This window comes from Xanthomonas fragariae, assembly GCF_900183975.1.
Classification (GTDB): domain Bacteria; phylum Pseudomonadota; class Gammaproteobacteria; order Xanthomonadales; family Xanthomonadaceae; genus Xanthomonas; species Xanthomonas fragariae.
Map to the genome: position 1 here is coordinate 1,011,055 of NZ_LT853882.1, position 20,225 is coordinate 1,031,279.

The following is a 20,225-nucleotide window of genomic DNA, read 5'->3' on the forward strand; positions in this document are numbered from 1 at the left end:
CTTAGCTGGCCAGGGTGGGTAAATTATTTCGGCGACCAGGCAACAAACGAGTCGATGATCGTCAACATGAAAGAGCGTCGGATCGGTCTGGTCCTGCTTTCCAATGAAGAACAGCCAACCCTTCATCTTTGTCGCCCTTTTTCTTCGCCGCCATATATTCCAACCTGGCGATCTCGATTTCTCGGGAAACATAGGTGCACTTCGCTGCGCTCTAGTCCTTCCAATCCATCCTCACCCGGTATGGGCGCTTGAGGTTACGCTCTTCCCACGACGTCCCCCCGATTTTGAGTAGCGCCTCAGTTTGGAGTCCAATTCCCTACCCCGAGGAGATTGGACGTGAAGAAGCGTTTTACCGAAGAGCAGATCATTGGCTTCCTGCGCGAAGCCGAAGCAGGCGTGGCGATCAAAGACCTGTGCTGGCGCCATGGCTTCAGTGAGGCCTCGTACTCCCTGTGGCGCAGCAAGTTCGGCGGAATGAGCGTGCCCGATGCCAAGCGACTCAAGGACCTTGAGTCCGAAAACGCGCGGCTGAAGAAGTTGCTGGCCGAGCAGCTGTTCGAGAACGACCTGATCAAGGATGCGCTGCGAAAAAAGTGGTGAGCGCACCCGCGCGTCGTGCGCTGGTGCGCGAGTGGATCGGGTGCGGTGCCAGCGAGCGTCGCGCCTTGGCGGCGATCGGCATGAGCGCCAGTGCGCTGCGCTACTGCCCGCGCGAAGACCGCAACGTTGAGCTACGCGAGCGCATTCTTGCGCTGGCGCATCGCCATCGCCGCTATGGCGTGGGGATGATCTATCTCAAACTGCGACAGGAAGGACGCGTCGTGAACTACAAGCGTGTGGAGCGGTTGTACCGCGAACAGCAGTTGCAGGTCCGGCGCCGCAGGCGCAAGAAGGTGCCGGTGGGCGAGCGCCAACCATTGTTGCGGCCATCGCAGGCCAACCAGGTGTGGTCGATGGACTTCGTGTTCGACCGCACCGCCGAAGGCCGGGTGATCAAGTGTCTGGTGATCGTGGACGACGCAACCCACGAAGCGGTCGCCATCGACGTGGAGCGCGCGATCTCGGGACACGGCGTTGCGCGCGTGCTGGACCGACTGGCACACAGCCGTGGCCTGCCGCAGGTGATCCGCACCGAGCGCGAAGCCTGCCCTCGGGGCACAACAGCAAGGAGTTTTGCGGCAGGGCGATGGTCGCCTGGGCGCACGCCCGTGGTGTGCAGCTACGGCTCATCCAGCCGGGCAAACCGAACCAGAACGCCTACGTCGAATCGTTCAACGGCCGACTACGCGACGAATGCCTCAACGAGCACTGGTTCCCAACACTGCTGCACGCGCGCACCGAGATCGAACGCTGGCGACGCGAATACAACGAGGACCGACCCAAGAAAGCAATCGGCGGCATGACGCCGGCCGCTTATGCCCAACATCTGACAAACACCGATATCATCAGGCCCGGACTCTAAACCCGGCCGCTACTCAGGGCGGGGGGACGTCGCCCATTCGCCGTAGCTCAACTGGATTTCGATCTGGTTATCGTCTTCGATTGGCGCCTTCCAACTGATAGGGGCGTAGAAAAGACGTTGCTCGGAGTACTGGATGACTTGATCTCTCTTTAAGGAACGAAAGACGCGCTGGTAGGTATCAACTGCGACCCCAGGCACTGCCAAAGGGAGGTCACGGTCGAACGGGTAATTTATGAAAGTGCGGCAAATCGGCCGAATGGTCTGAGCTGCCCATTGACGATCACGAAGCGTCTGGCTCGATCCATTCGCGCCGTTTCGGCGTCTTTCACTGCCTGTCGGAACCGTCAAAGACCCATCCGAGTCGGCCACAGGATGAGTGTCACGGAGCACTAGGCGGTTTGGGAACCTGCCGGAGAAGCCCTCCATGGTTGTTACCCGTTGCCTCTGTGCGCGCTGCACCAATTCGCCCTCGCCCTTGACGTCGCACCCAATCTCGTGCCCATCGTAGGCTCTGAAATAGGGACGGACCTTGTTCTCCGGCCAATACGAGCAAGGAGTTACTTGGGCACTGCAACCCCGACACTCATAGCCCAGCTTATCGACCGGATTGATCATCCACAGCTGTTCGGCGTCGACGATCTGTCCCGTGCGCTTGTCGCGTGCTGACTGTCCCGTGCGCTCGTCGCGTGCTGATGTCATGTCGCTTCTCCGGCTTGCCTGTCAGGCCGCTATTTGAGTTGGCGGCGATTGTGGTTCACAACGTTGGTGTAATTCGTCGCCCCTGAAAAACCCCAACCACCCAACCACCCAACCACCCAACCACCCAACCACCCAACCACCCAACCACCCAACCACCCAACCACCCAACCACCCAACCACCCAACCACCCAACGACCGCAAGGCCTTGATGTCTGCACCGGCGTGCCAAAACTACCAGTGTTCGCTACGCTGAAGGCTGGTTTCTTGCAATTTGCGCCCATGCGTACACGCCGTCCTGCTGCCGAAGACAGACCCGCCGACGAGTTGTTTCGTTCGCGGCTGGAGAACTAGATCGATCTGCGTCATCCGCTGGCGCGGCTGAGCCAACGGATGCCGTGGACGGCGTTGGAGCAAGCACTTTCATCGCGCTTGCCGGCCACCCAGGCCGGTGGCGGTCGGCCGGCATTGCCGGTGCGGCTGATTGCCGGTTTGCTCTACCTCAAACACGCTTACGACCTGTCCGATGAAGCGGTGTGCGAGCGCTGGCTGGAGAATCCGTACTGGCAGTTCTTCACCGGCGAGGTCGTGTTCCAGACGCGTTTGCCGTGCGATGCCAGCTCGCTGACGCGCTGGCGGCAGCGCCTGGGTGAGGCCGGGATGGAAGAGCTGCTGGCGCACACCATCAACGCCGCGCACGCGATGCAGGCGGTGGACGCACGCGAGTTGTCGCGGGTGATCGTGGACACCACGGTGCAGGAAAAGGCGATCGCCTATCCGACCGACAGCCGTTTGCTGGAGGTGGCACGCAAGAAGCTGGTGTTACTGGCCAAGCGGCACAGCATCGGATTGCGGCAGAGCTACGCGCGGCAAGGCCCGGCCCTGAGCCGCAAGGCAGGTCGGTATGCGCATGCGCGCCAGTTCAAGCGGATGCGGCGCGTGCTGCGACGTCAACGCACAGTGCTGGGACGGCTCGTGCGCGACATCCAACGCAAACTCGATCAGGTAAACACCGGCGTGCGCGAGCGCATCGCTGTCTGGCTGGAACGTGCGCAACGGCTGTGCACGCAGCGTCCGAAGGACAAACAAAAACCCTACGCATTGCATGCCCCGGAAGTGGAATGCATCGGCAAGGGCAAGGCGCGTCAAGCGTACGAATTTGGCGTCAAGGTCGGCATTGCGGTCACCGCCTGCAAGGGATTGGTCGTGGGTGCGCGCAGCTTCCCGGGCAACCCGTACGACGGCGATACCTTGGCCGAGCAGCTGGAGCAGACACGCGGGTTGCTGCAGGATGTGAGCGTAGAACCGACGGTGGCGATCGTGGACCTGGGCTATCGCGGGCGCGCGGTCGATGGCGTGCAGGTCCTGCATCGCGGCAAGGCCAAGACGCTGACGCGACGGCAATGGCGCTGGATCAAGCGACGGCAGGCGGTGGAGCCGGTGATCGGACATCTGAAAGACGACTGCAGGTTGCGTCGCTGCAGGCTGAAAGGTGCCCAAGGCGATGCGCTGCACGTGCTCGGCTGCGCGGCCGGCTACAACCTGCGCTGGCTGCTGCGCTGGATCGCGTTTTTGCGTGCCTGGATGCGGGCGATGGGATGGTCATCCTTGAGTACCGTGCCGCTGTCACCGACGGCACTTGGCGCTTGAAGGGGATTTTTCAGGGGCGACTAATTCTTCGCAAAGCGGTCAGACCGAACAACCCTGGTTCGAGGTCGCCCGCGCTTGCGCGGCTAGCATCGTTGAACCAATAGCTCGCCGACGGATTCGATCATGTCGCAGCCATCAAGCGACTACGGTGCCGCCGTTTCAGGCGTCACCTTCATGGCGTTGCGCATAGAAGTCTGCCGCCGTCTCGATCAGGTAGGTGTGCGCGTAGCTGGCTTGGTACTGCGCCAGCCGGGCCGGTGCCAGCACGCTCTGTGTGCCAGTGAGGTTGGTGCCGCTTTGATCGCCCAGGCGCATCGCCAGCAGCGGATTGGGCGGCGCAGCGCCGGGGTTGGCGCCGGATCGCCGGCCAGCACGTAATTGATCACCGCGATGCCGCTTTGCGGCACGTAGTGAGTCAGATTCGCAGCGCCGTAGCCATTGAAGGTGGCGCCGCGCAGGCCGAATTCTGCCGCCTCGATCTGTGCGTGATCGCATCACCGAAGGAGTGGCCAGCGAGGGTGATCAAGAAGAAACGAGGATCGGAAAATACAGTCTCATTTGATCTTCCTTGTGACGCCTGTCCGCCGGAGAGTGTAAGACTGCCGTCTGAATCCGTACCAGCCCACCCTAGCTGTCTGGGTAAACCTTGGCTGATCCCTGCCTCGGTAATTTCCGGGAAGAACGCGCAGCGCTGCCACGGCTTTGGGCTGCGGCGGTGCGGTCAAGTCGACCCGTTTCTTGCTTTTTGCTGAGCTGCCAGGCGTGGCAGTCGACGCCGGGCTCCGTGCATGACATCCCGTGGTCTATGCGATTGCTTATTTCCCGGCGATATCCACCCATACCGCATGATGGTCGCTGCCGTCGGCGATCGCCGCTTCCGGGGCGGTACTGGCTGGCCAGAAGACGCCACTGCCGATCAGCGTGAACTGGCGCGATGGCAGGACATAGTCCAGACGCATGGTGCCTGCCTGCGGACCAAAATCACCGGTGACCTGATGCGGGTCGCCCGTGTGCGCAGTGCCTAGCGCGGCGTATTCGGCAGTTTTTTCCGGGCCGCCGTCGCTGTGCGGGGTGGGGTACTGCAACACCCGCGGGTGGTTGATCAGTGCGCGGATTGCATCGTGGCGACCGGCGCCATCGACCGGGTCGTTATTGAGATCGCCAAGGATCACAAAGCGCGCATCCGCCGGTAGCCCACCGCATCTTCTCTGGTCGTCGCACAGCCACGCGGCGTCCTTGGCATTGTTTAAATACTCGCGCCATAGCCGCAATTCGTCGTGATTGCGTGCGGCATTGCGCTTTTCCGCACCGTCGAATACTGGCGGAGTGGGATGCGACACCAACGCGTGCACCACGCCCAGCGGTGTGCGCACCGGTACGTCCCAATGCGACTTGGACGATAGCCGTAGTTGTGCCCAGATTGCATCGCGATAGAACGGTTTTTTGGTGGACGGATCAATCGGTCGCAATGCACCGGGCAGTGCGCTCCATTTCAGCAACTGGAAACTACGCACGGCCTGCGCATCGATGGGGTAACGCGACAGCACCAGCATGCCGTATTGGCCGGGGTGCAAGCCATAACCCCAGGCATCGTTGCCGCGCGCACGGCCGTCGCCACCGATGGTGCCGTTGTTGTCCAGATCCAGACCGCTCGGCACGCCGGTATTGACCGGTGCGAGATATCGGTATGGATAGCGCAGCGCTTGGCCACCGTTTGGCTGGGCCACTTCTAGATAACGTTGCTGGAACAGATCGGCGGCGCGCTGTTGCGGGTCGAAGTCAAATTCGTTGAGCAGCACCAGATCCGGGCGCACCCGCTGCAGCACTGCAGCGATTTTGCGCGCATGCGCGCTGTCGCCTTGCAGTTCGTGCACCAGGCCACCGGCTTGGTCGGAATACAGCGAGGTGTTGTAGGTTGCGATGCGCAGCTGGGCCGGCGTGGGCGTGGTGGTGGAAGCGCCGGACGTGGTTTTGGACGAGGTAAAGCGATGGGCGCAAGCAGTGCATAAGGCAGTCAGCGCGAGCAGCAAGAGAGGTTTGATCATCGCGGAATTTTCGCATGTGGGATGCGACAAACCGACGTTCCAATCCGGCGGTTCAAGGTGCCGGTGCATGAGCGGGCAGTCCGCGCCACTGGCGGCCGTCGTAGGCCTCCAGTGCGTTGAAACGGCGCTTGTAATTCATCTTTGCGTGGCCCTCGATCCAATAACCCAGATACACATGCGCGCGTCGCTCGCGTTGCGCCCATTGGATCTGCTGCAGGATCGCGAATGTGCCAAGACTGCGCGCGGCAGCTTCCGGCGCATAAAACGTGTAGACCGCCGACAACGCATGCTCGGTGACGTCGGTGACTGCAACAGCGAGCAGGCGGCCAGGCGCGTGGGCGACGGCCGGTTCGCGGATTTCCAGAAAGCGTCCATGCGACCAGGCGCCGATCAGGAACTGGTCGAACTCGGTGGCGCCATGCTCGTCCATGCCGCCGCCGGGGTGCCGATGCTTGAGGTACTGGCGATACAGCGCGAGTTGTTCGGCGTTGCGCTCGGCGGCGACCACGCGCACCACCAGGTCTTCGTTGCGCGCCAGACAACGGCGCTGACTGCGATCAGGGCGGAACGCATCCACGGCAATGCGCACGGGCACGCAGGCGCGGCAACGTTCGCAATGCGGCCGGTAGACCAGATCGCCGGAGCGACGGAATCCCCACGCCAATGCTTGCGGATAGATCGCGCCCAGACGCGGGTCTTGCGGATCCAGCACCAGGTCGCGCGCCTGGCGGTCGGACCAGTAGCCACAGGCATGCTCGCCAGTCTGGAGCAGGCGCAGGTCGTCGTGAGTGTCGGCATGGATGGCCATGGCCGCAGGATAACGCCTGCGCGTCGCAGCAGTGGCGACTGTCCGCCGGATGAATACGGCCAACGGTCACGTCAACGCGCGTGCCGGTGGCTCGTTGATGTGGGTGTTGGTGGCAGCGCACGGGAGATCCGGATGCGCCACCCACGCGATGCGGCCCATGCAGGTGCCGCGTGTAGTTCTCACACCTCAGGAGTTTCCCATGACGTCCCGCAAACCTTTCTTCGCACTGGCCGTGCTGGCTGCTCTGTCCAGCAGCGCGGTATTCGCCGCCCCGCCTGCCGTTGGCGATGCGCCGCGTCCTGCCAAGCTCGACAAGAACGGCGATGGCCTGATCGATCGCAGCGAAGCGGCGGCCGACCCAATGCTGGCCGCGCAGTTCGACACGCTGGACACCGACAAGGACGGCAAGCTCTCGCGCGAGGAGCGCCCGCATCATCGCGGCCCGGGTCCTGACGAACACGGTGAACGCGGCGAATGGCTGAGCAAGCTCGATACCAACAAGGACGACCGCATCGGCCGCGAAGAAGCCAGGGCCGACCCGAAGTTCGCTGCGCGTTTCGATGAGATGGACGTCAACAAGGACGGCTTTGTCGATCGCGCCGACCGTGAACTGCGCATGCAGCAGCATCGCGATGCATGGTTTGCCAAGGCCGATACCGACAAGGATGGCAAGTTGAGCAAGGCCGAGTTCGATGCGTCATCCGAGCAACGTGGCGAACACGGCCCAGGTGGCCCAGGTGAGCACGGTAAGCACGGTGAGCACGGTGAGCACGGCGATCACGGCAAGCGTACGATGCCGGCCAAGCCCGCCGCGGGCAACTGAGTTTTTCTAGTCGCTAGAGCACTCTCCGGTCGCACTGCTGCGGCCGGGGCAGCACTGTCGTCATACGCAGCAAGTAAATAGCAGCATGCAACAAGGCGCCGATCGACTGACGGCCTCCCGCGCAAGTGGGAGGCCGTTTTTTATGGCTACTTGTGCTTTTCGGTTGGAGCTATTGCGTCAACCATCAGGTCACAGCATTCCCAGCTTCATGGAGCGATGAAGGATGGGCAGCATGACTGCCACCGTGTTCGCCAGCATCGCACCCGGACCCAACATGCAGCGGTAAAGCAACGGCGCACGTGTAGTGCCGCGTCGTTGCGCATTGCGTTTCAGCAGGGGTGCATAACACGTGGCAGGATCCTGAGGGTTGATAGTTGAGCACTGCAATGCCTGCGCACAGCACCAGCATTGATGCCGATGCACCGGCATTAATGCTGGTGCTGTACAGGCGTGCTGCTACAAACCAAGGCGGCTGCCAGTGTGACCATACGAGTAAAACGACGTGCCGCAACGCCGCTGGGCGCATTGCCATGGGCGAACTCGCCGAAAACGCTTCCTGCGCGATGTCTTTGCTGGCCGCGGGATCGCGAATGATCGCCATGGCGATGGCGCTCACTGTGTTCTCTCAGGCGCGCACTATGCGGTCATACGCCTGCTTGTAGCCGGTGCGTCTGCTATACCCGCTGATGCCCAAAGGCAAGCGTGCGCGCACAGATGGCTGCGGCAGTGTTGTCAGCCGCGCTCAGCGCGCTGGCTGAATCCGCACACGCACTTGTTCATCTTCTACCGCCGGCTGCGCTGAATTCTGCACGGGTGCTTGCTGCAAAGCCGGCTGGGTCGCCGGTGCAACCGGTGCAGGCGCACTGCGATGGCGCATCACCACGAACATGGCGACCGCGCCGATCACCGACAGCAGCACCAGACGGATGCGCCAGGCCCAACTGCGCGCGTTGGCGCTTGAGCCGTTTTCGCCCTCGCGGAAGGTGTATTCCACGTTCGGCAGATCGCGGCGGGTGGTGTCCAGCAGGCGTGCGTCACGCAGCAGATCGCGTGCGCGTGGCTGGTCGTCGGCGTGCACGATCCACACGGTGGGATAGGCCTGCACGTTGCCCTGTTCGAGATAGCTGAACTGGCCGGTGCGTTTGCTTTCGTAGGAGCGGCCATTGCTCATGCGCACGTCGATGCCGGCTTCGCGCAAGAGACTGGCCACGCCTTCTGCGGTTTCGATACGTTGACTGCTGAAAATCTTGCGCATGCTTAGGGTGTGCCAGCGATTCCCGAACCAGCTGCGCCGTGATTGCGCATGGTCGAGATAAAAAAGAAGAATGGCGAAGATGTCGGGCGCACGCCTAGTCCTTGGTTGGCGCGGGTATCGGGCTGCCGTCGGGCACCACACGGATCAATCCTTCCTGGGTGGTGCTGACGACCAACACGCCATCGCGAGTGAAGAACTGGCCGCGCGCCAGGCCGCGCGACCCTTGCGCGGTGGGGCTGTCAAGCGAATACAGCAGCCAATCGTCGGTGCGGAACGGGCGGTGGAACCACAGCGCATGATCGAGCGAGGCCATCTGCACGTTCGGCGTGTAATAGCTGATGCCATGCGGAAACGTCGACGTCCCCAGCAACTGGAAATCCGACGCGTATGCGAGCAGCACTTGATGCAGGCCGACATCGTCGCCGATCGGATCGTTCAAGCGCAGCCACATCTGCTGGAACGGTGGCCGCTTGGGCGGCTTGAGTTCGTCGCGCGGGAACACGTGACGAAATTCGAACGGGCCGCCGCGCGAGAGCCAGCGTTGTACCTTGGCTGGCAGGTTCGCCAACACCTCAGGTGCCAGCGGCGTGCCGGGTTCGATGTCTTCCGGCGGCGGCACCACCGGCATCGGCGACTGATGCTCGGCGCCGTCTTCGCGTTCCTGAAATGAGGCCGCGCAGAAAAAGATTACCTTGCCGTGCTGGATCGCGGTGACCCGGCGCACCGAAAAACTGCCGCCATCGCGGGTGCGATCGACGTCGTAGATGATCGGCTGATCGATATTGCCGGCGCGCAAAAAATACGCGTGCAACGAGTGCGCCTGCCGGCCGTTTTCGACCGTGGCCTGCGCTGCCGACAGCGCCTGGCCAAGCACCTGTCCACCGAACACGTACTTGGTGCCGATGTCGCGGCTCTGGCCGCGAAACAGGTTGTCTTCCAGGCGCTCCAGCGACAGCAGGCTGATCAGTTCGGAGACAACGGGTTCGGCAGTGGCGGACAAGGTGCTGGCCTGGGCGTGCGACGGACCAGGATTATAGCGGCCCGCCCGGTGCTTACCGTGCCGACAGCGTGCTCAGGCCTTGTGCAGACGTGCGACCAGACCATGCAGTGCGGCTTGCGCATCCGGCGCATACCAGCCGTCGATGAAGCGCTCCAGCTGGATCAGCTCGGGCACCAGCGCCGCGCGCAGATCGGCGCGGGCAATCGCGCGCGTAGTCAGCATCGGCTGGCGCGGCAGCTGCTGCAGTTCCTGCAGCCACGCCACCGCACGCGCGGTGACCAAGCCGCCATCGACCAACTCATCGACCAGGCCGATTTTGACCGCCTGTTCGGCCGGCAGCAGCTGCCCGGAAATTAGCAAGCGCTCGGCACGGTGCGCACCGACCACGCGGCGCAACAGGCGCTGGATGCCTTCTGGCGCGACCAAGCCGACCTGCACTTCGCTCAAGCCGATCGCATAGGGTTCGGCGGTATCGGCGCTGCGCGCCATCACCCGGTAGTCGCAGCACAGCGCCAGCACGCAGCCGCCGGCCGGGGCGTGCCCGCCGATGGCCGCAACCACCGGAACGCGGCTATTGGCCAGCGTTTGCGCGGCCTCGAAGAATACCGTCCAACTGGCGAGCAGTGCGGCGCGGTCGGTGCCGTGCGACAGCAGGTGCGGCACATCCATGCCACCGGAAAAAATCCGCTCGCTGCCCGACAGCACGATGCCATCGGTCTCATCGCCGGCCTGCTGCACCGCAACGCTCAACGCTTGGTACAGCGCGTTGTCCAGCGCATTGACCGGCGGACGCGCCAGACGGATTTCTCGAAGACGGCCATGGTCTAAGATCTGGATGCTCATTCGGGGCTCCTGGAGGTCGGATCATGATAGACGGCAGTCAAAGCAGGCGGCGTATGTGCGCACGCGTGGTGTTGGGTGTGTTGGCGGTGGTGGCAAGTACGAGTGTCCCGGCGCAATGCTTGCCGGATTTCAAGAATGGCTGGATCCGTATCCCACCACCCGGTGGCATGGGCATGGCCGCAGGATTCGGGCAGTTCCACAACGGCTGCGCGCAGCCGCTCAAGGTCACCGCGGCCCAGAGCAGCGCGTTCGCCGATGTGTCCCTCCACCAGACCACGCAGAGCAATGGCGTCAGTGGCATGCGTGCGGTGCCCGAGCTGGCGTTGCCGGCGGGTAAGTCGGTGGCGCTGGCGCCCGGCGGCCTGCATCTGATGTTGATGGAGGCGAGCGCGCCGCTGCAGGAAGGCGTGCAAGTGCCCGTGACCTTCACCTTGCAGGATGGCCGTGAGATCAAGGCGACGTTGGAAGCGCGCAAGCGCGCACCGGGTTCTTGATGGAGGACCAGCTGCAGCATGGATGATGCAGCTGGCGGCAGCGCTGTTTGATCCAACGATCCTGGCCAAGCAGTCGTCTGGCGCGCAGAAGGCGCTGCCGTATCAGTCTGCGGTGTCCGGCTCATCATGCTGCAGGCGTGCAACAGTACGAAGTAGCGTAATCACACCGTCGTTCAAAACAAAAAACGGCGGCTCCCGAGAGAGCCGCCGATCTTTAGCGCTGAGAAAAACGCAGCAGCCGGGTCGATAAAACTCAGCGACTGGCCGTGCGCACTGCATCCGGCAACGACGCGCTCTTGCCGGTTTGCGTATCGATCCACACCACCACCACGTTGCCATCCGAATACAGCACGCCCTCATCTTTCTGGTCGAGGATGCGATGGCCGATTGTGATGCTGCTGCTGCCCAAACGCTCGACGAACAACTCTACCAATATGTCGTTTGGCCACACTAGCGGGCGCTTGTAGTTGACGTTGGTGGCGGCAACCACCGGCGCGATCCGATCGGTCATCGCCACACCTTCCACGCCGAGCATCCAGCGCACGCGCGCTTCTTCCAGATAGGAAATGTATTTGGCGTTGTTGACGTGGCCCATGCTGTCCATATCACGCCAGCGCACGCTGATAGGAATGCGTGCCAGAATCTTGCGTTCGCTCATCAGCTTGCCTTCTTTTTTGCAGTTTTGTGGGTGGCTGACTTGGCGACCTTGGCCACCTTTTCCGGTTTGACCTTGCGCGGCGGGCGTGCATCGGGCTTGTTGGCCATCGCGGCCGGGCGCGCCTGGCGTGCCTGTACCGATGGCAGCATCTTGGCCAGGAATTGCCCGGTGTAGGACGCCTTGTGCGCGGCCACATCTTCCGGCGTGCCGGAGACCAGAATGCTGCCACCGCGATGGCCGCCTTCCGGGCCCAGATCCACGATCCAGTCGGCGGTCTTGATCACATCCAGGTTGTGTTCGATTACCACCACCGTGTTGCCTTCGTCGCGCAGCTTGTGCAGTACGCCGAGCAGCGCCTCGATGTCGTGAAAGTGCAGGCCGGTAGTCGGCTCGTCGAGGATGTACAAGGTGCGCCCGGTATCGCGACGCGAAAGTTCCTTCGACAGCTTGACGCGCTGCGCTTCACCACCGGACAGCGTGGTCGCGCTCTGGCCCAGCTTGATGTAGCTCAAGCCGACATCGATCAGAGTTTCCAACTTGCGCGCGATCGACGGCACCGGCTCGAACAAGCGCAGCGCATCTTCAACGGTCATCTGCAACACGTCGCTGATATTGAAGCCCTTATAGCGGATCTCCAGCGTTTCGCGGTTGTAGCGCTTGCCGTGGCAGACATCGCATGGCACGTAGACGTCGGGCAGAAAGTGCATCTCCACCTTGATCAAGCCATCGCCCTGACAGGCCTCGCAGCGCCCACCGCGTACGTTGAAACTGAAACGTCCCGGCGAATAGCCGCGCGCGCGCGATTCCGGTACCTGTGCGAACAGTTCGCGCAGAGGCGTAAACATGCCGGTGTAGGTCGCCGGGTTGGAGCGCGGCGTGCGCCCGATCGGCGACTGGTCGATATCCACGACCTTGTCGAACAGATCAAGATTGTGGACCTCGCGATGCGCGGCCACCGGATGCGATGCGCCGTTGATTTCGTTGGCGGCCAACGAAAACAACGTATCGTTGATCAGCGTGGATTTGCCCGACCCGGACACGCCGGTAATGCAGGTCAACAGGCCGGCGGGAATGTCCAGATCGACATTCTTCAAATTGTTGCCGGTCGCCCCGCGCAGATGCAGCATCATCTTCGGGTTGGGCTTGTGGCGCTGCTTGGGAATCTCGATGCGGCGCTTGCCCGACAGGTATTGACCGGTCAACGAGCGGGGCGCATCCAGGATGTCCTGCAGCGTACCTTGGGCGCAGATTTCGCCGCCATGCACACCGGCGCCGGGGCCGATATCCAGCACATAGTCGGCCAGACGGATCGCGTCTTCGTCATGCTCGACCACGATCACGGTGTTGCCCAGATCGCGCAGCCGCGTCAGCGTACCGAGCAGGCGTTCGTTGTCGCGCTGATGCAGGCCTATCGACGGCTCGTCCAGCACGTACATCACACCGACCAGGCCGGCACCGATCTGGCTGGCCAACCGGATGCGCTGCGCCTCACCACCAGACAAGGTGTCGGCCTTGCGCTCCAGGGTCAGATAATCCAGGCCCACATCGACCAGGAAGCCCAGCCGCTCGCCGATTTCCTTGACGATCTTGCCGGCGATCTCGCCGCGCCAACCTGGCAACGACAAACCACGGAAAAAGCGCAGTGCCTCGTTGACCGGCAACACCACCAACTCGGGCAGCGGGCGATCGGCCACGAACACGTTGCGCGCGGCGCGATTCAGACGCGTGCCATTGCACGCAGGGCAGGGCTGCTGGCTGACGTACTTGGTCAGCTCTTCGCGCACGGCCGGCGATTCGGTCTCGCGGTAGCGGCGTTCCAGATTCGGCAGGATGCCTTCGAAACGGTGCTTACGCGAGGTGCGCCCGCCCGCATCGGTAAAGTAGGTGAAGCTGATCACTTCATCGCCGCTGCCGAACAACACGGCTTTGCGCACCTTGGCCGGCAAGGTATTCCACCCTGCATCGACGTCGAATTTGTAGTGCTTGGCCAGCGAGGCGATCAGCTGGAAATAATAGGCATTGCGTCGATCCCAACCACGTACCGCACCGGCCGACAACGATAGCTCCGGATGCACCACGACGCGATCGGGGTCGAAGAACTCGGCCACGCCCAGGCCATCGCAACTTGGGCAGGCGCCTACCGGTGCGTTGAACGAAAACAGGCGCGGTTCCAGTTCGGGAAGCGAGTAATCGCAGACCGGGCAGCTGTACTTGGACGAGAACAACTGCGGCGCGGCAGCCGGATCGTCCAGCGACTGCACTACCACCATGCCTTCGCCGAGCTTGAGTGCTGTTTCGAAGCTTTCCGCCAATCGTTGCTTGATGTCTTCGCGCGGGCGGAAGCGATCGATCACCGCTTCGATGGTGTGCTTCTGACGCAGCGCCAATGGCGGCACCGCATCGATCTCGTACAACTCGCCATCCACGCGCACGCGCACGAAACCCTGTGCACGCAGTTGCTCGAACACCTGCCCATGCTCGCCCTTGCGGTCGCGGATTACCGGCGCCAGCAGCATGTAGCGCTGCTCGGCATCCAGCGTGAGCATATGGTCGACCATCTGACTGACGGTCTGCGCTTCCAGCGGGAAGCCGTGGTCCGGGCAACGTGGTTGACCGACGCGCGCGTAAAGCAGACGCAGGTAGTCGTAAATCTCGGTGATCGTGCCGACCGTTGAGCGCGGGTTGTGCGAGGTGGATTTCTGTTCGATCGAAATGGCCGGCGACAAACCTTCGATGTGGTCCAGGTCGGGCTTTTCCATCACGCTGAGGAACTGGCGTGCATACGCCGACAGCGACTCGACGTAGCGACGCTGGCCTTCTGCATAAATGGTGTCGAACGCCAACGACGACTTGCCCGAACCGGACAGGCCGGTGATCACGATCAATTTGTCGCGAGGCAGGTCGAGATCGATATTCTTTAGGTTGTGCGTCCGCGCGCCGCGGATGCGGATGAAATCCATCGCCATGGGGGATCCGGTGTCGGGCCGGCGAACCGGCGGTGGTGCGAGCGTGCTCAGCGGGAATGAGTGGCAGTCGATCAGCCTACCCGCCGACCCAGGTGAGGGCAATTACCCCAAATGCCAGTCTGCCGGGGCCCTTGTGGCGGCCGGATGATGCGTTCCATGGCCCGGTTAGGGGTGGGCCGGGTAACACAGCTTGCGACTTGACCCGAAACAGGCTAGGCCAGTACAATCGCGCCCCTGTTTGCCCCATGGGTAAGGCAGGCGACCATAATAACTACAGAGGAAAACCTGGTCATGTACGCAGTTCTGGTCACTGGCGGTAAGCAATACCGCGTCGCGCAGGGCGAAACGCTCCGCGTGGAAAAGCTCGAAGTCGAAGCCGGCAACGAGATCACGTTCGACACCGTCCTGATGTTGGGCGATAGCGACGGCATAAAGCTGGGCGATGCACTAAATGGCGCTTCGGTCACCGCTAAGGTTGTGGCCCATGGCCGCGCCGACAAGGTGCGCATCATCAAGTTCCGTCGCCGCAAGCACCACATGAAGCGTCAGGGACACCGTCAGTACTACACCGAAATCGAGATCACCGGTATTGCCGGTGGCGATAAGAAGTAAGGAGAACCAGTCATGGCACATAAAAAGGGCGTAGGTTCCTCGCGCAACGGTCGCGATTCCAACCCGAAGTACCTCGGCGTGAAAATCTTCGGTGGCCAAGCCATCGATGCCGGCAACATCATCGTGCGTCAGCGCGGCACCCAGTTTCACCCGGGCGCCGGCGTCGGCCTCGGCCGTGACCACACCCTGTTCGCTCTGGTGAACGGCAAGGTGGAGTTCTCGGTCAAGGGCGCGAAGAAGCGTCGTACCGTCAGTGTGGTTGCCGAGGCGTAATCGCCCGCTCCATGCAGGCCAGTTCGTACGGCAGCAAAGCCATGCGAACGAGACGGAAAGCCCCGCTTTTGCGGGGTTTTCCGTTTGACGGCCGGGAGTCGGAAATGGGGAATCGGAAAAGCCGGTTCTGCATCCGGTCGCGTTTTTCCGCTGTCGTGCTGGTGAGTGTTCTCGCCAGCAGGAATGGGCCGCTTTTGTTGGCCAATTCCTCATTCCCTATTCCCTATTCCCTATTCCCTATTCCCGGTTGTACGCCCCATGAAGTTAGTCGACGAAGCAGAAATCCTGGTTACCGCCGGCAATGGCGGCAATGGCTGTGTCGGCTTTCGCCGCGAAAAGTTCATTCCGCTCGGTGGGCCCGATGGCGGTGATGGCGGTAGCGGCGGCAGTGTGTGGATCGTGGCCGACGAGAACGTCAATACGCTGGTCGATTTCCGGCATGAGCGCACCTTCAAGGCGCAGCGCGGCGAAAACGGCATGGGTCGCCAAGCCTACGGCAAGGGCGGCGAAGACCGCATCATCGTGGTGCCGGTCGGTACAGTGGTGATGAACGTGCAGACCGATGAAATCATCGGCGACCTCACCCAGCATGGCGATCGCCTGCTGGTGGCCAAGGGCGGCAAGGGTGGCCTGGGCAACATGCACTTCAAGAGCTCAGTCAATCGCGCGCCGCGTCAGTCCACCACCGGCGAAGAAGGCGAGGAGCGTCTGTTGAAGTTGGAACTAAAGCTGTTGGCTGATGTCGGTCTGTTGGGCTTCCCGAATGCCGGCAAGAGCACCTTGATTCGTGCGGTGTCGTCGGCGACGCCGAAGGTGGCCGATTACCCGTTCACCACCCTGTATCCGAATTTGGGTGTGGTCAGTGTCGAGGCGTATCGCAGCTTCGTCATCGCCGACGTGCCGGGCCTGATTGAAGGTGCTGCCGACGGTGCCGGCCTGGGGACGCAATTCCTGCGCCATCTGCAGCGCACGCGTCTGCTGCTGCATTTGGTGGACATTTCACCTGCTCTCGGCGTGTACGGCGAAGGTGGCGTGGACGGCGCGTCGCCGGCCGATCAGGTGCGCACCATCGAGCGCGAGCTGGAAAGGCATGATCCCGAGCTGCTTGAAAAGCCGCGTTGGCTGGTACTCAACAAAGCCGACCTGATGTTCGAAGACGAGGCGCGTGCTGCCGCCGAGACGATCGTGGCCGAGCTGGGCTGGACTGCGCCGTGGTATCTGGTGTCCGCACTGGGGCGCGAGGGCACGTTCCCGATCATGAAGGACGTCATGGCATTTTTCGATCGCCAGCGCGAGGACGAGCGCGATGCGCGCAATGCGGGCTGAGTGTATGCACTGGCACACAAAAAACCCGGCCAAAGCCGGGTTTTTCTATAGTCCAGGAAGCCAGGCTTCCGGCAATGCCGAGACTGATCGCTTACGCGGCCTTGATGGCCTTGATACGAGCGGTCAGGCGGCTCTTGTGACGAGCCGCCTTGTTCTTGTGAATCAGGCCACGGGCGCTGAAACGGTCCAAGATGGGCTGAGCAACGGCGAAGGCAGCTTCAGCGCCTGCAGCATCGTTGGCGTCAAGGGCCTTGATCACCTTCTTGACGGCGGTGCGCAACATCGAACGCTGGCCGGTGTTGCGCTCGTTGCGCACGACGGTCTGCTTGGCGCGCTTCTTGGCGGACTTGATATTGGCCACGGTGGTGGGTTCCTGAAAAATCGGTATGGTGGAAAAAGCAAGCGTGAAAGTATGATAGACCCGAATATGTACGTCAAGTCAGTTGTCAAGAGGGATGCAGCGTGAGCAAGCCCGCAATGTTGAAAGGCCTGCTCTCATTCAGCAGTATGACCATGGTTTCGCGGGTGTTGGGCCTGATCCGCGACCAGGCCATCTCCACGACTTTCGGCGCCAATGCGGTGACCGATGCATTCTGGGTGGCGTTCCGGATTCCCAATTTCCTGCGCCGGTTGTTCGCCGAGGGCTCATTTGCCACCGCGTTCGTGCCGGTGTTCACCGAGGTCAAGGAAACCCGCCCGCATACCGATCTGCGCGGGCTGATGGCGCGCGTGTCCGGCACGCTCGGCGGCATGTTGTTGGTGATTACCGCACTGGGGCTGATCTTCACTCCGCAACTGGCGTCGGTGTTCGCCGGTGGCGCGGCCACCGATCCCGAAAAGTACGGGTTGTTGGTCGATTTGTTGCGGTTGACCTTCCCGTTCCTGCTGTTCGTTTCGCTCACGGCCCTGGCCGGCGGCGCCCTCAATAGTTTCCAGCGCTTTGCGATTCCGGCACTGACGCCGGTGATTCTCAACCTGTGCATGATCGCCGGCGCTTTGTGGTTGGCGCCGCGGCTGGAGGTGCCGATCCTGGCACTGGGCTGGGCGGTGCTGGTGGCCGGCGCGCTGCAGCTGCTGTTCCAGTTGCCTGCGTTGAAGGGCATCGACCTGTTGACGTTGCCGCGCTGGGGCTGGAATCACCCGGACGTGCGCAAGGTGCTGACCTTGATGATCCCGACCTTGTTCGGTTCGTCGATCGCGCAGATCAACTTGATGCTGGACACGGTGATTGCCGCGCGGCTGGCCGACGGCTCGCAGTCGTGGCTGTCGCTGGCCGACAGGTTCCTGGAATTGCCGCTGGGCGTGTTCGGCGTGGCGCTGGGCACGGTGATCCTGCCGGCGCTGGCCCGCCATCACGTCAAGACCGACCGCAGCGCATTCTCCGGTGCGCTGGATTGGGGTTTCCGCACCACGCTGTTGATCGCGATGCCGGCGATGCTGGGCCTGTTGTTGCTGGCCGAGCCGCTGGTGGCCACCTTGTTTCAGTACCGCCAGTTCACCGCGTTCGATACGCGCATGACCGCGATGTCGGTCTACGGCTTGAGCTTCGGCCTGCCGGCTTATGCCATGCTCAAGGTGCTGTTGCCGGCTTTCTACGCACGTCAGGACACGCGCACTCCAGTGCGTGCCGGCGTGGCCGCACTGATCGCCAACATGGTGTTCAACTTCGCGCTGTTGGCGGTGGTCTACCAGATCATGGTGCCGCCCGAGCTCAAGGCGCAGGGCATGATGCAGGCGCTGGGCAAGCAGCCGGGCCTGCATCTGGCGCTGGGCATTGCCAGTGCGCTATCGAGTTATCTCAACCTGGGAATGCTGTGGTACTGGCTGGACAAGTCCGGCGTGTACCAGCGCAGGCCGGGTTGGGCTGGCTATGCGTTGCGCCTGTTGCTGGCGTGTGGGGCGATGGTAGCGGTGTTGTTGAGCCTGCTGTGGTGGCTGCCGTCGTTTACGCAGATGGACAAGTGGGATCGCATCGGCTGGCTGGCAGTGCTGGTCGGCAGCGGTGGGCTGACCTATCTGGTGGCGCAGGTAGGATTGGGATTGCGGCCGCGGCATTTGCGCGAGGGGTAAGAGAGGGATAGGGCGCCTGCCGGACTTGGCAGAGTAAGTGACAGAACCGCCTGCGCTGTACGGAGTTCTGCCTTCGCGCAGCCGAATGTTCGCTGCCACCTGCCAAGCGCTACCCGCTCCTGAGCGCGCGCTCATGCGGCTTGACAGGCACGGCTATACTTATGGGTTATGTGTCAGCGAGGGTCGGCCGACAGGTCGGCATCTGTTTGGATCGAGGAATGAGCAGGCTGTTTAGAGACGTCGAGGGCGGGACATTGTTCCCGCGCGGAAGCGTGGTCTGCATCGGCGCCTTCGATGGCCTGCACCTAGGGCATCGGACGTTGGTGCAACACGCAGTCGCGCGCGCGCGCGCGCTGGGCGTGCAGGCGGTGGCGGTGAGCTTCGAGCCGTTGCCGCGGGAGTTTTTTGCCTCGGCCGCGCCGCCGCCGCGGCTGACCCTGGCCCGCGCCAAGATCAAAGGGCTGTATGACTTCGGCGCCGACAGCGTGGGCATGATCCGTTTCGACGGCCGCTTGTCGGCGATGAGCGCGGAAGACTTTGTGCGATTGGCGCTGGTCGGCCGACTGTGTGCGCGCGAAGTATGGATCGGCCCGGAGTTTCGCTTCGGCCATCGGCGCGGCGGCGATATTGCGTTGCTGCGTACCCTCGGCGATCAGCACGGTTTTGTGGCCGGCGAAATCGCGCCGGTGCACCGGGGGGGTGAGCGTATTTCTGCGACGCGGATTCGCGAGCTGCTGGGTGCCGGCGAGTTCGCGCATGCTGGCAAATTGCTCGGCCGCCCGTATGCCATCGGCGGACGAGTTGTGCGTGGCAAACAACTCGGCTGCACGCTGGGCTACCCGACTGCCAACTTGCGCTTTCAGCGCACCCCGGCTTTGTCTGGCATCTATGCGACCTGGGTGCACGGGATGGCCGAGCAGCCTTGGCCATCGGTATCGAGCTTTGGCACCCGGCCCACGGTGGCCGGTGTGGAGCCGCTGCTGGAAGCGCACCTGTTCGATTTCCAGGGCGATCTGTATGGCCGGCATATCGAAGTCGAATTCGTTGCCAAGCTGCGCGACGAAGAAAAGTTCGATGGCCTGGACGCGCTGACCGTGCAGATGCATCGCGATGCCGAGCAGGCACGTGCTGTACTTGATGCCGGTCCCTCGCAAGGGCCTGCACATAATAAAAATGCGAGCTCCTCGCAAACGTCTGCACACTTAATTGCAGGCACTTTAGACAACGCAGCGCAACGGTAGAGA

20 protein-coding genes and 1 pseudogene are annotated in these 20,225 nt (G+C 62.5%); 10 read left to right on the forward strand and 11 right to left on the reverse strand.

Annotated features, from left to right (window positions below):
• Window positions 1-336 precede the first annotated feature (336 nt).
• Window positions 337-1,462 (forward strand): annotated as a pseudogene (locus PD885_RS04615) (IS3 family transposase).
• 9 nt (window positions 1,463-1,471) lie between these two features.
• Here the strand turns inward: PD885_RS04615 and PD885_RS04620 are convergent.
• Entirely contained in the window at window positions 1,472-2,161 is a 690-nt protein-coding gene (locus tag PD885_RS04620) for a hypothetical protein (RefSeq protein ID WP_002807829.1), read from the reverse strand.
• A gap of 222 nt (window positions 2,162-2,383) precedes the next feature.
• Between PD885_RS04620 and PD885_RS22390 the strand changes: the two genes are divergently transcribed.
• Together PD885_RS22390 and PD885_RS04625 are read left to right on the forward strand one after the other, a co-directional pair.
• Entirely contained in the window at window positions 2,384-2,512 is a 129-nt protein-coding gene (locus PD885_RS22390) for a hypothetical protein (protein WP_276526628.1), read from the forward strand.
• The gene (locus PD885_RS04625) at window positions 2,513-3,808 is read left to right on the forward strand and encodes an IS5 family transposase (RefSeq protein WP_231892760.1); all 1,296 of its coding nucleotides are present in this window, start codon (window positions 2,513-2,515) and stop codon (window positions 3,806-3,808) included.
• Window positions 3,809-3,967: 159 nt separating this feature from the next.
• Here the strand turns inward: PD885_RS04625 and PD885_RS21310 are convergent, their stop codons facing one another.
• From PD885_RS21310 to PD885_RS04635, 3 genes are all read right to left on the reverse strand, one after another.
• Entirely contained in the window at window positions 3,968-4,123 is a 156-nt protein-coding gene (locus PD885_RS21310; RefSeq protein ID WP_002807859.1) for a hypothetical protein, read from the reverse strand.
• A 500-nt stretch (window positions 4,124-4,623) separates the two neighbouring features.
• Window positions 4,624-5,922, reverse strand: a complete 1,299-nt coding sequence (locus tag PD885_RS04630; RefSeq protein ID WP_082244258.1) for an endonuclease/exonuclease/phosphatase family protein — start codon at window positions 5,920-5,922, stop codon at window positions 4,624-4,626.
• On the reverse strand, window positions 5,906-6,724 hold the full coding sequence (locus PD885_RS04635; RefSeq protein WP_286027249.1) for an arginyltransferase: 819 nt from the start codon (window positions 6,722-6,724) through the stop codon (window positions 5,906-5,908). The genes PD885_RS04630 and PD885_RS04635 overlap by 17 nt, the downstream gene beginning before the upstream one ends.
• Window positions 6,725-6,860: 136 nt before the next feature.
• On the opposite strand from PD885_RS04635, the gene PD885_RS04640 reads away from it, so the two are divergent.
• Window positions 6,861-7,484: an EF-hand domain-containing protein gene (locus PD885_RS04640; protein WP_088056674.1), complete on the forward strand. Its 624-nt coding sequence runs from the start codon at window positions 6,861-6,863 to the stop codon at window positions 7,482-7,484.
• A 184-nt stretch (window positions 7,485-7,668) separates the two neighbouring features.
• On the opposite strand, the gene PD885_RS22480 is transcribed toward PD885_RS04640, so the two are convergent.
• From PD885_RS22480 to PD885_RS04660, 4 genes are all read right to left on the reverse strand, one after another.
• On the reverse strand, window positions 7,669-8,100 hold the full coding sequence (locus PD885_RS22480; protein ID WP_162138787.1) for a hypothetical protein: 432 nt from the start codon (window positions 8,098-8,100) through the stop codon (window positions 7,669-7,671).
• 126 nt (window positions 8,101-8,226) lie between these two features.
• A complete protein-coding gene (locus PD885_RS04650; protein WP_002807865.1) occupies window positions 8,227-8,739 on the reverse strand; it encodes a putative signal transducing protein in 513 nt (170 codons plus the stop codon).
• A gap of 94 nt (window positions 8,740-8,833) precedes the next feature.
• Complete coding sequence (gene tesB, locus PD885_RS04655) at window positions 8,834-9,739, reverse strand: acyl-CoA thioesterase II (RefSeq protein ID WP_002807866.1); 906 nt, start codon at window positions 9,737-9,739, stop codon at window positions 8,834-8,836.
• A gap of 72 nt (window positions 9,740-9,811) precedes the next feature.
• Window positions 9,812-10,582: an enoyl-CoA hydratase/isomerase family protein gene (locus PD885_RS04660; protein ID WP_002807868.1), complete on the reverse strand. Its 771-nt coding sequence runs from the start codon at window positions 10,580-10,582 to the stop codon at window positions 9,812-9,814.
• 65 nt (window positions 10,583-10,647) lie between these two features.
• Here PD885_RS04660 and PD885_RS04665 point away from each other — a divergent pair, with 65 nt between their 5' ends.
• A complete protein-coding gene (locus PD885_RS04665) occupies window positions 10,648-11,076 on the forward strand; it encodes a copper chaperone PCu(A)C (RefSeq protein ID WP_040762646.1) in 429 nt (142 codons plus the stop codon).
• Window positions 11,077-11,329: 253 nt separating this feature from the next.
• Here the strand turns inward: PD885_RS04665 and PD885_RS04670 are convergent, their stop codons facing one another.
• Together PD885_RS04670 and uvrA are read right to left on the reverse strand one after the other, a co-directional pair.
• Window positions 11,330-11,734, reverse strand: coding sequence for an acyl-CoA thioesterase (locus PD885_RS04670; RefSeq protein WP_002807872.1), 405 nt, complete (start codon window positions 11,732-11,734; stop codon window positions 11,330-11,332).
• A complete protein-coding gene (uvrA, locus tag PD885_RS04675; RefSeq protein ID WP_002807874.1) occupies window positions 11,734-14,700 on the reverse strand; it encodes an excinuclease ABC subunit UvrA in 2,967 nt (988 codons plus the stop codon). Before uvrA ends, PD885_RS04670 begins: the two co-directional genes overlap by 1 nt.
• Before the next feature lie 291 nt (window positions 14,701-14,991).
• Between uvrA and rplU the strand changes: the two genes are divergently transcribed.
• The 3 genes from rplU (at window position 14,992) to obgE (ending at window position 16,911) form a co-directional block, all read left to right on the forward strand.
• Complete coding sequence (gene rplU, locus PD885_RS04680) at window positions 14,992-15,312, forward strand: 50S ribosomal protein L21 (protein ID WP_002807877.1); 321 nt, start codon at window positions 14,992-14,994, stop codon at window positions 15,310-15,312.
• A gap of 12 nt (window positions 15,313-15,324) precedes the next feature.
• Window positions 15,325-15,585 carry a 50S ribosomal protein L27 gene (gene rpmA / locus PD885_RS04685; protein WP_002807880.1) on the forward strand — a complete coding sequence of 87 codons (261 nt, stop codon included), beginning with the start codon at window positions 15,325-15,327 and terminating at the stop codon, window positions 15,583-15,585.
• A gap of 258 nt (window positions 15,586-15,843) precedes the next feature.
• Entirely contained in the window at window positions 15,844-16,911 is a 1,068-nt protein-coding gene (obgE, locus tag PD885_RS04690) for a GTPase ObgE (RefSeq protein ID WP_002807881.1), read from the forward strand.
• A gap of 91 nt (window positions 16,912-17,002) precedes the next feature.
• On the opposite strand, the gene rpsT is transcribed toward obgE, so the two are convergent.
• Window positions 17,003-17,272, reverse strand: a complete 270-nt coding sequence (gene rpsT, locus PD885_RS04695; protein ID WP_002807888.1) for a 30S ribosomal protein S20 — start codon at window positions 17,270-17,272, stop codon at window positions 17,003-17,005.
• 116 nt (window positions 17,273-17,388) lie between these two features.
• On the opposite strand from rpsT, the gene murJ reads away from it, so the two are divergent.
• Both murJ and PD885_RS04705 read left to right on the forward strand, forming a co-directional pair.
• On the forward strand, window positions 17,389-18,981 hold the full coding sequence (gene murJ, locus PD885_RS04700) for a murein biosynthesis integral membrane protein MurJ (RefSeq protein ID WP_040762600.1): 1,593 nt from the start codon (window positions 17,389-17,391) through the stop codon (window positions 18,979-18,981).
• Between the two features lie 218 nt (window positions 18,982-19,199).
• Complete coding sequence (locus PD885_RS04705) at window positions 19,200-20,222, forward strand: bifunctional riboflavin kinase/FAD synthetase (protein ID WP_002807892.1); 1,023 nt, start codon at window positions 19,200-19,202, stop codon at window positions 20,220-20,222.
• The last annotated feature ends 3 nt before the right edge of the window (window positions 20,223-20,225 follow it).